Origin of the sequence: Trinickia sp., assembly GCF_051953955.1 — a bacterium.
GTDB lineage: Bacteria > Pseudomonadota > Gammaproteobacteria > Burkholderiales > Burkholderiaceae > Trinickia.
Window position 1 is genome coordinate 1 of record NZ_JBQCIF010000088.1, and the last position, 13,087, is coordinate 13,087.

The window sequence follows — 13,087 nt, forward strand, 5'->3', positions numbered from 1 at the left end:
CCGGCGGTTCCGGCGGTTCCGGTGGCTCCGGTGGCTCCGGTGGCTCCGGCGGCTCCGGCGGCTCCGGCGGCTCCGGCGGCTCCGGCGGCTCCGGCGGCTCCGGCGGCTCCGGCGGCTCCGGCGGCGGACACGGTGGTACCGGTGGCTCGGGCAACGGCGGGCACGGTGGCTCCGGCTGCGGGTGCGGCTCGGGAAGCGGCCAAGGGTCAGGCGGTAACGGTTCGGGCAACGGCAACTCCGGCTCCGGCCACGGTTCCGGCGGAAGCGGAAGCAACGGCAATGGCAGCAACGGCTCGGGCGGAGGCCGGGGCCACTAGCATCGAATCGGGCACGCCGCGTCGTTCATCGACGCGGCGCTGCGCGAGAGCAGCATCCGCCGGCACAACCCCGCCCTCGACAATGCTCCGCTCCCCCTCGAGGTCCGCAACACATCCCCGCTCCGGGCCCGCGTCTCAAAGATGCATCATCACGGACCAACCAAGCAATCCAACGCGCATGGCCGAAATGTCCGCGAACGCACCGACGACCACCAGGCATCGCCGGCATCGATCACAACATTTCGAGCGGCACCTTCCGACGCGGCGGCCTGAACGCGTCGTCGATCATCCTCAACTCTCGTTCGCTCAGAACGACATCGAGCGCCTGGCGATTCGCGCGCACGTGCTCGACGGTGCCGGCCTTCGGAATCGCGCAGACATCGGCCTGAGCTAGCACCCATGCAAGCGCGATCTGCACAGCGGACAATCCCCGTTCGCGGGCAATATCGCCGAGTGCCGAATTCTTGGGCAAACGCATGTGATCGATCGGACTGTAGGCCATTGCGGGCATGCGACGCGCCCTGAGCCAAGGCAGCAAGTCGAACTCCGGCCCACGCCGCGCCACGTTGTAGAGAATCTGATTCGTCGCGCAAGCCTTCCCGCCGGCCTCGACGAGTTCCTCCATGTCGTCGACGTCGAGGTTGCTCACCCCCCAATGCCGTATCTTGCCGTCGCGCCGCAACGCTTCGAAGCCTTCGACCGTTTCCTCGAGCGGGATGCCGCCGCGCCAATGCAGCAGATACAAATCAAGGCGATCGGTTTTCAAGCGTTCGAGGCTCGCCTCGCACGACGCCACGACCCCGCGCCGGCTCGCATTGTGCGGATAGACCTTGCTGACGAGGAACACTTGCTCGCGCAGCCCCGCGAGCGCTTCCGCGAGCAACGCTTCGGTCGCCCCGTCCCCGTACATTTCGGCCGTATCGATCACCGTCATGCCGAGATCGATGCCGGCGCGCAGCGCATCGATTTCGGCGGAGCGGCGCTCGGGCCGCTCACCCATTTCCCAAGTGCCTTGTCCCAGGCGAGCGATGTGCTCACCGTCGGGCAGCGTGACGAAAGCATCGTTGCGCGTCATAGAACCCTCCCTCTCGACGATTGGCTAGCCGATTTAGTTTAGCCACTGCTGACGTCGTTTGCGCCTTCGTCTCCCCATAGTGAGTATCCGCTGCGCGCTGCCGCCGTCGATCCCACCGATAACCGGCCCTGACGATCGCCCGATGACATAAAATTGCCGCTTGCCCCTCGCCGCGCACATTCCATGAACAACGCTTCCGCCGAAGACCGCTGGCGCGATTTACGCCCGGACCCGGACAACGACACGCCGCTTTACCTTCAGCTCGCGCGCAAGCTCGGCCACGCCATTCACGAGAATCGCTGGAACGCCGGCGAAGCGTTGCCGTCCGAGCGCGTGCTATCCGACGCGCTCGGGGTGTCGCGCATTACTGCCCGCAAAGCCATCGCACTGCTCGTCGAGCAAGGGTTGATCCGCCGCACCCAAGGCGCCGGCAGCTTCATCACGCCGCGTTACGACGATCCGCTCTCGCGCCTGTCGAGCTTCAGCGAGATGCTGCGCCGGCGCGGCTTCACGCCGAGCTCGAAATGGATTTCGCGCGAGATCCAACCTGCGAGCCGCGACGAAGTGATCCAGCTCGGGTTGTCGCCGGCCGCAGCCGTCACGCGGCTAAAGCGCTTGCGGCTCGCCAACGGGATCGTCATGGCCGTCGAAAACTCCACGCTACCCGCGTCGATCATCCCCGATCCCCATGCGATCGGCGATTCGCTCTACAGCTATCTCGAACAGCGTGGCCTCGGGATCGTGCGCGCGCTGCAGCACTTCCGCGCCGTGAACGCGACCGAAGAAATCGCGCAGCAGATGAGCATCGCAACGCACGATGCACTGCTGCTCATCACGCGGATCGGCTACACGGCCGATCAACGCGCGATCGAGTTGACCGACACCTATTGCCGCAACGATTACTACGACTTCGTAGCAGAGCTTCGCAAGTAGGCGTGCGTAGAAGGCGGCTCGTGCCGCCTGCGCTAAGCGCTGAGTGCCCAACGCATCGAGGCGCAACCGCTAGGAGGACCAGCTCGCCGCATCAGTGCCGAGCGGCACCGGCGGGCGATCGAATCGCGGCGGCGTGGCCGACATCGATTCGGCCGGCCCGACAGCCAGCACCTTGCCGAACGGCGAAGCCATCGTTTGCATCTGATCGCGCACGTCGTCGAGCGACACGTCGGGGGCCCGCCATCCATCGGCAATCGTGCCGAGCGACTGCAACCACCGTCCGGTCTGAGCCAGCGAAACGCGCACGTGCCAACTGCCGCCTTCGACCGCGCGACGCATCAACGCCACCATCGCGCCGAACGCAGCGAGATAACCTGTCGCGTGATCGAGCGCCTGACATGGTAGGTGCTTGGGCGCCGCTCCCCCGGCCGCCGCGCGCTCAGTCCAGGCGATGCCGCTCGCCGATTGCACGAGGCTGTCGAAGCCCCGCCGCTGTGCCCACGGGCCGGCGTGCCCGTAAGCGCAAATCGACACGTAGACGATTCCAGGACTCGTGCGTGCCAATGCCTCGGGCGAGAACCCGTGCGCCGCCAGCGCGCCGGGGCGATAGGCTTGCAAGAAGACATCCGCCTCGTTCGCGAGTGCGTGCAGCGTGGCCCGCTCGTGCGCTTGCCGCAGATCGAGCACTGCCGAGCGCTTGCCTCGACCGTTATCGATAACGAGCGGCGCGATGTTCGGCAAATGCGGGCCATTGACGAGCAACACGTCGGCGCCGTGCTGCGCGAGCGTTCTCCCCGCCACGGGGCCCGCGATGATCCGGCTCAAATCGAGCACGCGGACGCCCGCGAGCGGTCGCGTGAACGCCGAGCCCGAGCCGCCGCTATCGGCCATGCCGCACGTCGTGCGCCCGATCGGCATCGGCGGTGCGTCAGCTTCATGGCCCGATTGGATCCGTTCGATTTCGAATAGGGGCAGTGCGGCGAGCGCCACCGCTTGCGGCAATGCCGCCCATTCGTCGGGGCTGCGGATCAAGGCTGCACACAGCCCCGCATCCGCGAGGGCTTGATCGAGCGCGGCACCGTCCCAGCCGCGAATCGCTTCGCTAACGCTGGCATGATCGTCGGCACAACCCAGCACGCGGACGACGCCTTGCCGGTGATGCGGAAAATTCGTGTGCAACTGAATCCAGCGTCCGTCTCGCGTTTCGTAAAACCCCATCAACGGGTCGCGCAACTCGGGTGCGGCACCGTCGTCGATACGCAGATAGCGTTCGCTGCGGAACACGGCAAGCGCGCGTCGTTGCTCGACCTCGATGCGTTGCCGTAGCCCCGTTCGCAATCGATGGCATTGCGCGGCGGCCAGCGCTTGCGCGCCGATCGATGCGCCGGCGAGCGCGCCGACACGATAGACCGAAGGCAAGCCCGGATCGTCGCCGATCAAGCGAATGTCATCCAACGCAGTCTCGTCGCAACCGGCCAAAGACCACAGATGTTCGAGTGCGCTAAAAGCGGTCATGGTGTGAAAAGAAGTGAGTGGAGGTGTCGACGAGTCTAGAATCGGGTCCGATGTCGATCAATCTTGATTCAGATAATCAACATATATCGATTTCTTTGAATTATTCTCGGCAACCCACGCCTATGCCCACTTACCTGACCGCGGCCGAGGCCGCCGCTGCCCTCGGCATCAGCGTGCCGACGTTGTACTCCTATGTGAGCCGAGGCATGCTGCGCTCGGCACCCGAGGATGCCGGCAAGCGCCGGCTCTATGCGGCAGACGAAGTGCGACGGCTCGCGCGCCGCAAAGCCGACGGTAAGCGGGCCGGTAAAGTGGCGCAGAAGGTACTGGATTGGGGCGTGCCCGTGCTGGAATCGAGCATTACCTTGATTTCGCAGGGCCGCCTGCTGTATCGGGGGCGCGACGCCATCGAATTCGCTCGCGGCGCCACACTGGAACAAGCCGCCTCGCTTCTATGGGACTGCGATCCCGCGCGTTTCGATGATGCGCCCGACGCTACGATCTCGCCATCGCTATGGCAGAGTTGGATCAGACAGACGCGGGCCAGCGCACCGCATGATCGCGCGCTCGTGATGCTATCGGTGGCCGCCGCACACATGCCGCGATTGTATGCCTCGGGCGAGCAGGCGCAAGTCGATCTCGGCGTGATGCTGATGCGGATTCTCGCGGCCGCATTGGCGGCGGCACCGCTTTCTCGCGAGCCGCTGCACAAGCAGCTTGGCACCGCGTGGGGCGTCACTCGGCGGCGGCATTTCGACTTATTGCGCGCGGCGCTCGTCGTCTGTGCGGATCATGAACTGAATGCGTCCACGTTCACGGTTCGATGCATCGCCTCTACCGGGATGCATCTCGTCGGCGCTGTCATCGGGGGGCTCGCTGCGCTCGCCGGGCCGCGTCACTGTGGAGAGACGATGCTCGTGACGGCGCTCTTTCACGAAGCGCAGGAAGCCGGCGATGTCGATCGCTACATGGCGGCACGACTCGCGCGCGCGGATGCGCAGCAACGCACGATCTTGCCCGGCTTCGGCCATATGCTGTATCCCGGCGGCGACCCGCGCGCGGCCGTGCTGCTCGAGCGACTGGCGGATCAGGCCGCCACACGCGCCGAGCGCAACGCCCTCGCTCGAATCGATGCGATCGTGCAAGCCGCGCGCGACGCGACGGGGCTCGCTCCCACGATCGACTTCGCTTTGTCCGCCCTCGAACGGGTGCTTGCGTTGCCGCAAGGTGCGGCCTTCTCGCTGTTCGCGTTGGGCCGGGCGGCTGGCTGGATCGCGCATGCGATGGAACAGATGGAAGACGGCCGGCTCATTCGCCCGCGCGCCCGCTACATCGGCCTGGAACCCAGAGACTGATCGGCGATGCCGGCCCGGCGCAGCCATCAAGCGGCGGCCAAGCGCCAGCGAGAACCGGACGCCGGTAGCCGCGGCCGCGCCAACGCTGCCTGCAGGCCAACGTCCCTGCGCGTGCCGGCGCCCACGACGATCAAGCGCACGTCGCCGCGCCCCGAGCCGATCCATGCGCGCGCCCCCGCAGGCAAGAGGAACGACTCGCCTGCGTCGAGCCAATAGTCTTCGGCATCGCCCTCGATCGTCAGCCACAGCGTGCCTCGTGCCACTTCCACGACGAGTGAGCGGTCCACGCGCCAGGCCGTGGCGGGTTCGTCGTAGCCCATTTCGAATGTCCGGATCTCGCGCATCGCCGTACTCCTTCAAAAATATTTCGTCTAGCCATTATTGCGATGCGCCGACTACAATCACATGCACAGTACCGAACAGTTTTCCCCGAACTGTTCAGTCGAAATGCCGAACAGTCGGAGAACGAGGGACGCGCATGAAGATCGAGATCGACCGCGAAAGCGGCGTGCCGATGACCGAGCAGATCGTCGCGGCGATGGACCGTTGGATTCGCTCGCGCGACGCGCACGCAGGTGCCAAGTTGCCGTCGATCCGCCAGCTCGCGCACGATTGCGGCATCAGCCGATTCCCGGTGATCGAAGCCTACGATCGGCTCGTGTCGCTCGGACTCATCGAGTCGCGCCACGGCTCGGGTTTTTACGTGAGCGCTCGCGCGCATGCCGCCCTCGATCGTTGCGGGGCGTCGGACCCGCGCCGTGCCGAGGAAGAATCGAACTACATCCTCGAGCAATTCAATCACCCGGGCGGCACGCTGAAGCTCGGCAGCGGATTCATCCCAGAGGCTTGGCGCGACATGGACGGCATCGCGCAGGCCGTCCGTCACGTCGCGCGAACCGATCCCGGATCGCTGATCGACTACGCCACGCCGCTCGGTAACGCCTCGCTGCGCGAACACTTACAGTCGCGTATCGCCCCGCTCGGCATCCGCGCCGACGCTACACAGATCTTGATCACCTCCGGCGCGAGCCAGGCGATCGACCTCATCGTCCGGTACATGCTGCGCGCCGGCGACACGATGTTCGTCGAGGATCCCGGCTACTACAATCTATTCGGACTCCTAAAGTTGCACGGAATCAACGTCGTGGGTATTCCGCGCACGGCCACCGGGCCCGACATCGAAGTCTTGCAAGCTGAGCTCAAGCGCCACCGCCCGCGTGCGCTGTTCGTCAACTCGGTTTTTCATAACCCGACGGGAACCGTCGTGGCGCCATCGGTTGCCTTTCGGCTGCTGCAGCTCGCGCACGAGCACGACTTCACGATCGTCGAGGACGACATCTACGCCGATTTCCAAGCCGACACGACGGACCGCCTCGCCGCCCTCGATCAACTCGAGCGTGTCGTCTACATCGGCGGGCTATCGAAGACGCTGTCGTCGTCGCTGCGCATCGGCTTCGTCGCCGCAAGCCGCAGGACGATCAAGGACCTCGGCGACGTCAAGATGCTCACGAGCATCAGCGGCTCACAGTTCGCCGAAGCCGTCACATTGGCCATGCTCGAGCGCGGCGCGTATCGCAAGTTCCTCGAGCGGCTGCGGCGGCGCATGGACGACGCGCTCGGCGCAACGACGCGCACGCTCGAGGCCCACGGCTGGCAATTGTTCGCACCGCCCGCCGGCGGCAAGTTCGTGTGGGCGCGCGTGCCGCATATCGACGATTCGCAGATGCTGATCGATTGCGCGGCCGCATGCGGCGTGACGATCGCGGCCGGCAGCTACTTCCGGCCGCACGGCGAATCGAGCCCGTGGATTCGCATCAACGCGGCCTATGCGCACGATCGGCGCGCTCACGCGTTCTTCGCGCGCGCGAGACAGTTGGCGTCCGTCGACGCGATGCCTGCCCGGGACGGCAACGACCGCACCCTTGCCGCTTGACGCGCCTCCCAACCGATGCCGTTCACCGTGAGCCGAGCCGCCCAAACGCCGCAACGGGGCGTGCACCGCACCGGCGTTGTGCGCCCACGCCTCATGCTCGAGGCGCGGCGCCCCGCGCATGCTCGTCACGCGGCGCTTTGACATCTCGCATAGATCTTGCTGTCGTATGCTGTACAGTTAGCAGTTGACGTTGACGTCTCGCATGACGGCGCACCATAGCGCTCGTATTCACCTCCGTCCGATTCCCCATGAGCATGATCGACCTCGATCCTCCCGGCTTTCAACCGCCTCGCCCCGTCGCGGACGACGAGGGCAGCCGCCGCACCGTCGTCTACGGCGGCTATACCGTCTTCAGCGTTTTCCAGCCGGTGTTCTCGGTCTCGCATCGCCGCGCGATCGGCTATCACGCCTCGCTGCGCGCGCACGACGAGCACGCCCGCCAAGTGCCCTCGCGCGAGGTCTTCGCGCAGGCCGCGCGGCGCGGCGACCTGCTCGAGCTCGGGCGTCTGGCCGAGTCGCTCCATTTGGGGAATTTCAGCGCAATCGACGGTCACGACGAATGGCTCTTCCTGAGCCTGCATCCGGCCGCGCTGATGGACACGAGCTACGGCGATGCGCTCCTCGCCAATCTGAAGTCGCTGGGCCTGCCGCCGCAGCGCGTCGTGCTCGAGGTTCCCGAGCAAGCGGGCGGCGAGACGGGCCGCTTCGCAGAAATCGTCGACGGCCTGCGCAAATCGGGCTTTCTGATCGCGCTCGGCGGCTTCGGAGCGAAGCACTCGAACATCGACCGCGTATGGCATCTGCATCCGGATATCGTCTCGCTCGATCGCGGTATCCTCGCGCAAGCAAGTGAGCACTCACACTTCGAACGCGTGCTGCCGCAACTCGTTTCGCTGCTGCACGAATCGGGGCAACTCGTATTGATGGGCGGCTTGACGACCGAGCGCGATGCGTTGATCGCGCTCGAATGCAACGTCGACTTCGTGCAAGGCGGCTATTTTGCCGAGCCGAGCGCTCAACCGGTGGAGCCGCAGGCTGCGGCCGGACTCGTCGACGCGTTGTCGGCGGCCTTGCGCAAGCGCATCGCCGCCCGCGAGCAGGCTCAAGCCGAGCGCCTTGCGCCGTATGTGAAGTCGCTGGAAGAAGCGTGCGCGTGTTTCGTGGCAGGCACTGCCGTCGAGGCGGCATGCGACGGGCTGTTGAAGCTATCGGACACGGCGCGATGTTTCGTGTTGGACGCTCAAGGCCGGCAGATCGGCGACAACGTGGTGCCCAGTGGCCGCGTCTCGCGTCGGGCAAAGCGTTTCAAGCCGCTCCTGCATTCGGAGGGCGCGAATTGGGCCCATCGCCCGTACTTCACCGCAGCGGTTCATGCGCCGGGGCCCGTGCATGTCACGGCGCCGTATCTCTCGCTGAACGAAGCGCACTTGTGCGTCACGGCGTCGGTTGCCGCGCAAACCGGGCAGGGGCTGCAGGTGCTGTGCGTCGATATCGATTGGGAAGCGGCGTCGCATGGGCGGTGACCCCGTAGCCCCGTAGCTGCCCTGTGCCGTGCCGGCAATGTTACGCCGCGCATAGGGTTGCGGTCGACGACGCGCCTGCGATCCCCGCCAGCAATCGCGAGATCGCACGCGCGCCGAAACGTCGATTCAATTCATCCACTTCCGCACCGCTCGTCACGAGCGTAAAGGCGCCGCGCGGATCGCCCGAGCTTCCATCGCCGGCATGGAAGCGAACCACGCCCACCACTTCGCAGGCACACACGAGCGCGAACGCGGCGCCCCAATCGGGAGGCAGCGCATGCGCTTCGATCGCGGCATCCGCATCTGCGCTCGCTGCCGCGGCGAACCGCATGGCCGCGCCCGCCCGCCCGCCCGCGGCGGCATCGCTCATCGCGCCATCGGCGAGCCACCGCATCGCGAGGGACGCGTCGGCCCCATGAATCGCGGCGCGCAAGCCCTCGACGTTGCCCATGCGTCGTTCGTCCGCCTCGATTCGATCGCGAGCCTTCTGGCTCGGCATGCCCTCTTGCCCGCTCGCCAAGCGTTGCCGCGCCCGGTGGGCGAGTTGGCGGCAATGTGTGGCGGTTTTGCCCACCACCTCCGCGATTTGCGCATAGTCGAATTCGAACGCTTCGCGCAATACGAACGCGGCGCGCTCGTCGGGCGACAACCGATCGAAAAGCAGCGCCACCGCTTCAGACACCGATGCGGTGTGCAGCACTTCGTCCTCGGCCGACGGCGCGAGCTCGTCGAGCCACGGCTGCATCACCCATTCGCCCGTGCGCGCCGCTTGTTCCGATTGCAGGCGCCGGATGCGGTCGATGGCAAGGCGCGTCGTCACGGTCGTCAGCCAGGCGAGCGGTGTGCGTAGATCGCCCGCCGCGGCGGCGTGCCATTTCAGCCATGCGTCTTGGACGACGTCCTCGGCTTCGGCACGGCTGCCGAGCATCCGATAGGCGATCGACGTGAGCCGCGCACGGGCGGCCTCGAAACCCGATGTTTTCTCTTTTTCTTCTTGCGTCATTGATGAGCTCCCAAAGTCGAGCAGTCGGCGCGCCGTGCGCCTCCGCTATCTTGACGGCCGAGCGCGCCAAGATGTGACGCGCGCCTCGACGTTTTTTGCGGCAACGAAGAGGAGGTCGGCGGACGCACGCCGGTTCCCGTCAGTTCGTCAGGGCCACCCGTCACATCGCTCCTCGGCCGTGCGTCAACACAGCAAAGACCGCTTGCGAAGCGTATGCTCGATCAGCGGCCATCGTCGATTCCCCACGCGAGGAGCGCCATGTCTTCCTACCCCCATAGCCAGCTCGTGCCGACCGTCATCGAACAATCGGGGCGCGGCGAGCGCGCTTACGATATCTACTCGCGCTTGCTGCGCGAGCGCATCGTGTTCCTGGTCGGCCCTGTCACCGACGACACGGCGAGCCTGATCGTCGCGCAGATGCTGTTCCTCGAATCCGAGAATCCCGACAAGGATATTTTCTTTTACATCAACTCGCCGGGCGGTTCCGTGTACGACGGCATGGCGATCTACGACACGATGCAGTTCGTCAAACCGCAAGTGTCGACGCTCTGTACCGGATTTGCGGCCAGCATGGGCTCGTTCTTGCTCGCCGCCGGCGCGAAGGGCAAGCGCTTCGCGTTGCCGAATGCGCGCATCATGATCCACCAGCCGTCCGGCGGCAATCAAGGCACCGCCGCCGATATCGAGATACAAGCCAAAGAGATGCTGTTCCAGCGCGAACGGTTGAACCAGATACTGTCGGAAAGGACGGGCCAACCGATCGAGAGGATCTCCAAGGATACCGATCGCGACAACTTCATGTCGGCTACAGCGGCGAAAGAGTACGGCCTCATCGACGACGTGTTGACCGATCGCGTCGCGCTGGCGGATGTGGCGCGGCGGACGTCGCTTTGACGCCAGTAAGGTCGTCCGCGGTGCCTGTTACCCGAGACGCGCATGCATCCGGCCGATGCACGCTTTGCAGCGGTCTACATGGTTGGGCGTGCAGCGACTGTCGGCGCCGGCGTCGGTGCTTCGATCTGGTGCTGGGCTAGATCCACGGTCGGCGTCGCCGCGGTATTTACCGTATTGAAGGTCGATGTGGACGACGACGCAATTTCGTAAATCGCCATGTTGTAACGGCTCATGCGCGTGTCGGCCGCACGCGCGTTGGCTTGCGCATAGGCGGTGTTGTCGATGTAAGCCTGGATATCGTCGACGGTTGGCACGTTTACGACCGGTAGTTTGCCACCGCGCAAATTTACCGGCTCCCCGCACAAATAGGCCAGCATCGAATTGGAGGTCGGCTTTTTATCGTCAAGGCCGGACAGGCCGAATTGATTGATGTAATCCACCAGGGAGAGCTGAAGATCAGGACTGTTTTGAATCGCAGCCGCTGCTGCGGCGTTCCGGCTCTTTACGAAATCGACTACTGAGCTGAGTTTTTCGACGTAGCCGAGAATTTGGGCGTCGGTGAACTCCTGCAGTTCATCTTCGTGGCTTTTCAGTCTAGCGTCATATTCGCGAAGTGCAGATGCCGTAACAGGTGCTTGCTTGGATAACCCCTTGATCTCATCGTCCTTGAAACCAATACTCGACAGAAAGATGCGAGCTGCTGAATTGTTGCCGACATCGAACTGGAGCACGCCGAACGAATACGTGCTACCGCCTAACCCCGCATTGGAAAAACTCGCTATTTTCGTGGCGTCCGCGCTGAGCTCGGTGTGAAAAAGCATCGTCCGGATATCGGCAACCAGTGCGGCTTGGTACTTGGAATCGAAATTGGATGGCATCTTTACTTAGTCCGATGCATACGCGCCTACGCATTTGGTTTCCCGCATTCGATAAGCGCGCTGCCTCAACACGGGTTCCCGACCGGCGATGCGATCGGGTCTTCTTGTCTTCTTCACTGAGTCTCGATGGCGTCACCACACTTTATCGGCTCGTAGGGAGAATCCCTTCTGGCGGCACGCGACAGCACGACGTGGTCGGGGAACAAATCCTCGCTTTTCAATCCCTTAATTTTGGTCCAGATCAGCGTGTCACCGACCCGTCTGAGCGTGGCCTCACCCAAGTCGCTATCGTCATCGGATCGAGCACTCTTGAAACGAACCGTCGCAACACCGTTCTTGACGACGCCGTACACCGAGATAGACTCCGCGTCATCGACACGTCTCGTCAAGTCTGCCGTGGCAACATGCATGCCGCAAATGCGGCTCCCGTCCTGTGTGAGACCATAGAGCTCGAACGAATCGGCCGTGCCCGCTTTCTTACATTGCTGGACGGCATTAGGCGTCGCGCTGAGTTCTTCGCACGAGTACTTGTGCACCCAATCGCCGTCGAACGGACGCTCCGGACGCCTCGCTCCCGCCGCAAAACCCGATTGCACGACAGTCAAAAATAGGCCGCTCAACAAAGCGCGGGCAATACGTTTATTCATGTAGGTCAGCCCTCTATTCCAATTTCGAACAATCGAATAACCAAGCTTACGAGTATGAGAATGCAATACCATCGCACCGCGAATTTTGACTACCAAGCAAAAAATCGAAAATCCGAAGCTCGTAATTCAATTTCCGATTAAATATACGCGACTGCCAACACTGTCAAGCGCAGTGCACACGAAAGCGTTGCGTGCCGCCAACGCCTTCGCGTGCATGACAAACAGATGAACGAGCATGCAAGGCTCGAGGCATTCGACATGCAGCCTATCCAGATCGTCAGAAGTGGACCGCGGCCATACGCGCGGCCCAGAGAAAAACCCTCGCGCATGGCGAGGGTTTTTCGGCAATCCGAGCCCTCACGTGGAGGACGCTCGTTGCTGCAGCGAAGCAGCGGACTTTAAGCGAAGTTCTTCGCGGCGAAGTCCCAGTTCACGAGGTTCCAATACGCTTCGACGAACTTCGGACGCGCATTGCGATAGTCGATGTAGTAAGCGTGTTCCCACACGTCGATCGTCAGCAGCGCCTTGGCGTCGGTGGTCAGCGGCGTGGCGGCGTTGCTCGTCGACACGATGTCGAGCGAGCCGTCAGCCTTCTTCACGAGCCACGTCCAGCCCGAGCCGAAGTTGCCCACGGCAGCCTTCGAGAAGGCTTCCTTGAATGCATCGAACGAACCCCACTTCGCGTTGATCGCGTCGCCCAGCGCCCCCGCCGGCGCCCCACCGCCTTGCGGCTTCAGGCAGTTCCAGAAGAACGTGTGGTTCCAGACTTGCGCGGAATTGTTGAAGACACCGCCCGACGACTTCTTGACGATCTCTTCGAGTTGCAGGTTTTCGAACTCGGTGCCCTTGATCAGGTTGTTCAAGTTCGTGACGTAGGCTTGATGGTGCTTGCCGTAGTGAAACTCGAGCGTTTCCTCCGACATATGCGGAGCGAGCGCGTTCTTCGCGTACGGCAGCGGCGGGAGCGTATGTTCCATGGTGCTGATCCTTCTGTGTTATGGGGAAGTAGGCGAC

General features: G+C 63.9%; 12 protein-coding genes. 5 read left to right on the forward strand and 7 right to left on the reverse strand.

The window, feature by feature from the left end:
- Positions 1-549: 549 nt before the first annotated feature.
- Positions 550-1,392 carry an aldo/keto reductase gene (locus ACTHNZ_RS17140; RefSeq protein WP_440543743.1) on the reverse strand — a complete coding sequence of 281 codons (843 nt, stop codon included), beginning with the start codon at positions 1,390-1,392 and terminating at the stop codon, positions 550-552.
- Between the two features lie 183 nt (positions 1,393-1,575).
- Between ACTHNZ_RS17140 and ACTHNZ_RS17145 the strand changes: the two genes are divergently transcribed.
- Positions 1,576-2,325 carry a GntR family transcriptional regulator gene (locus tag ACTHNZ_RS17145; RefSeq protein WP_440543744.1) on the forward strand — a complete coding sequence of 250 codons (750 nt, stop codon included), beginning with the start codon at positions 1,576-1,578 and terminating at the stop codon, positions 2,323-2,325.
- Between the two features lie 69 nt (positions 2,326-2,394).
- Here the strand turns inward: ACTHNZ_RS17145 and ACTHNZ_RS17150 are convergent, their stop codons facing one another.
- Positions 2,395-3,840 carry a CoA transferase gene (locus ACTHNZ_RS17150; protein ID WP_440543745.1) on the reverse strand — a complete coding sequence of 482 codons (1,446 nt, stop codon included), beginning with the start codon at positions 3,838-3,840 and terminating at the stop codon, positions 2,395-2,397.
- Between the two features lie 122 nt (positions 3,841-3,962).
- Here ACTHNZ_RS17150 and ACTHNZ_RS17155 point away from each other — a divergent pair, with 122 nt between their 5' ends.
- Complete coding sequence (locus ACTHNZ_RS17155) at positions 3,963-5,195, forward strand: citrate synthase (RefSeq protein ID WP_440543746.1); 1,233 nt, start codon at positions 3,963-3,965, stop codon at positions 5,193-5,195.
- Between the two features lie 26 nt (positions 5,196-5,221).
- Here the strand turns inward: ACTHNZ_RS17155 and ACTHNZ_RS17160 are convergent, their stop codons facing one another.
- Positions 5,222-5,539, reverse strand: a complete 318-nt coding sequence (locus tag ACTHNZ_RS17160; protein WP_440543747.1) for a DUF2917 domain-containing protein — start codon at positions 5,537-5,539, stop codon at positions 5,222-5,224.
- A gap of 134 nt (positions 5,540-5,673) precedes the next feature.
- On the opposite strand from ACTHNZ_RS17160, the gene ACTHNZ_RS17165 reads away from it, so the two are divergent.
- Both ACTHNZ_RS17165 and ACTHNZ_RS17170 read left to right on the forward strand, forming a co-directional pair.
- Positions 5,674-7,128: a PLP-dependent aminotransferase family protein gene (locus tag ACTHNZ_RS17165; protein WP_440543748.1), complete on the forward strand. Its 1,455-nt coding sequence runs from the start codon at positions 5,674-5,676 to the stop codon at positions 7,126-7,128.
- A gap of 248 nt (positions 7,129-7,376) precedes the next feature.
- Positions 7,377-8,651 carry a sensor domain-containing phosphodiesterase gene (locus ACTHNZ_RS17170; protein ID WP_440543749.1) on the forward strand — a complete coding sequence of 425 codons (1,275 nt, stop codon included), beginning with the start codon at positions 7,377-7,379 and terminating at the stop codon, positions 8,649-8,651.
- Positions 8,652-8,691: 40 nt separating this feature from the next.
- Here the strand turns inward: ACTHNZ_RS17170 and ACTHNZ_RS17175 are convergent, their stop codons facing one another.
- A complete protein-coding gene (locus ACTHNZ_RS17175) occupies positions 8,692-9,654 on the reverse strand; it encodes a sigma-70 family RNA polymerase sigma factor (RefSeq protein ID WP_440543750.1) in 963 nt (320 codons plus the stop codon).
- Positions 9,655-9,912: 258 nt separating this feature from the next.
- Between ACTHNZ_RS17175 and clpP the strand changes: the two genes are divergently transcribed.
- Positions 9,913-10,548 carry an ATP-dependent Clp endopeptidase proteolytic subunit ClpP gene (clpP, locus tag ACTHNZ_RS17180; RefSeq protein WP_440543752.1) on the forward strand — a complete coding sequence of 212 codons (636 nt, stop codon included), beginning with the start codon at positions 9,913-9,915 and terminating at the stop codon, positions 10,546-10,548.
- 74 nt (positions 10,549-10,622) lie between these two features.
- Here clpP and ACTHNZ_RS17185 read toward each other — a convergent pair whose 3' ends face one another.
- The 3 genes from ACTHNZ_RS17185 to sodB all read right to left on the reverse strand — a co-directional run bounded on the left by ACTHNZ_RS17185 (position 10,623) and on the right by sodB (position 13,050).
- Positions 10,623-11,426, reverse strand: a complete 804-nt coding sequence (locus tag ACTHNZ_RS17185; RefSeq protein ID WP_440543753.1) for a hypothetical protein — start codon at positions 11,424-11,426, stop codon at positions 10,623-10,625.
- Between the two features lie 113 nt (positions 11,427-11,539).
- Entirely contained in the window at positions 11,540-12,169 is a 630-nt protein-coding gene (locus tag ACTHNZ_RS17190) for a hypothetical protein (protein WP_440543754.1), read from the reverse strand.
- A 302-nt stretch (positions 12,170-12,471) separates the two neighbouring features.
- Positions 12,472-13,050: a superoxide dismutase [Fe] gene (sodB, locus tag ACTHNZ_RS17195; RefSeq protein WP_440543755.1), complete on the reverse strand. Its 579-nt coding sequence runs from the start codon at positions 13,048-13,050 to the stop codon at positions 12,472-12,474.
- Positions 13,051-13,087 lie beyond the last annotated feature (37 nt).

What these genes read in the sequence shown, in the direction of transcription:
- ACTHNZ_RS17140 (WP_440543743.1), bottom strand. Translation starts at nt 1,392, where the DNA reads ATGACGCGCAACGATGCTTTCGTCACGCTGCCCGACGGTGAGCACATC.
- ACTHNZ_RS17145 (WP_440543744.1), top strand. Translation starts at nt 1,576, where the DNA reads ATGAACAACGCTTCCGCCGAAGACCGCTGGCGCGATTTACGCCCGGAC.
- ACTHNZ_RS17150 (WP_440543745.1), bottom strand. Translation starts at nt 3,840, where the DNA reads ATGACCGCTTTTAGCGCACTCGAACATCTGTGGTCTTTGGCCGGTTGC.
- ACTHNZ_RS17155 (WP_440543746.1), top strand. Translation starts at nt 3,963, where the DNA reads ATGCCCACTTACCTGACCGCGGCCGAGGCCGCCGCTGCCCTCGGCATC.
- ACTHNZ_RS17160 (WP_440543747.1), bottom strand. Translation starts at nt 5,539, where the DNA reads ATGCGCGAGATCCGGACATTCGAAATGGGCTACGACGAACCCGCCACG.
- ACTHNZ_RS17165 (WP_440543748.1), top strand. Translation starts at nt 5,674, where the DNA reads ATGAAGATCGAGATCGACCGCGAAAGCGGCGTGCCGATGACCGAGCAG.
- ACTHNZ_RS17170 (WP_440543749.1), top strand. Translation starts at nt 7,377, where the DNA reads ATGAGCATGATCGACCTCGATCCTCCCGGCTTTCAACCGCCTCGCCCC.
- ACTHNZ_RS17175 (WP_440543750.1), bottom strand. Translation starts at nt 9,654, where the DNA reads ATGACGCAAGAAGAAAAAGAGAAAACATCGGGTTTCGAGGCCGCCCGT.
- clpP (WP_440543752.1), top strand. Translation starts at nt 9,913, where the DNA reads ATGTCTTCCTACCCCCATAGCCAGCTCGTGCCGACCGTCATCGAACAA.
- ACTHNZ_RS17185 (WP_440543753.1), bottom strand. Translation starts at nt 11,426, where the DNA reads ATGCCATCCAATTTCGATTCCAAGTACCAAGCCGCACTGGTTGCCGAT.
- sodB (WP_440543755.1), bottom strand. Translation starts at nt 13,050, where the DNA reads ATGGAACATACGCTCCCGCCGCTGCCGTACGCGAAGAACGCGCTCGCT.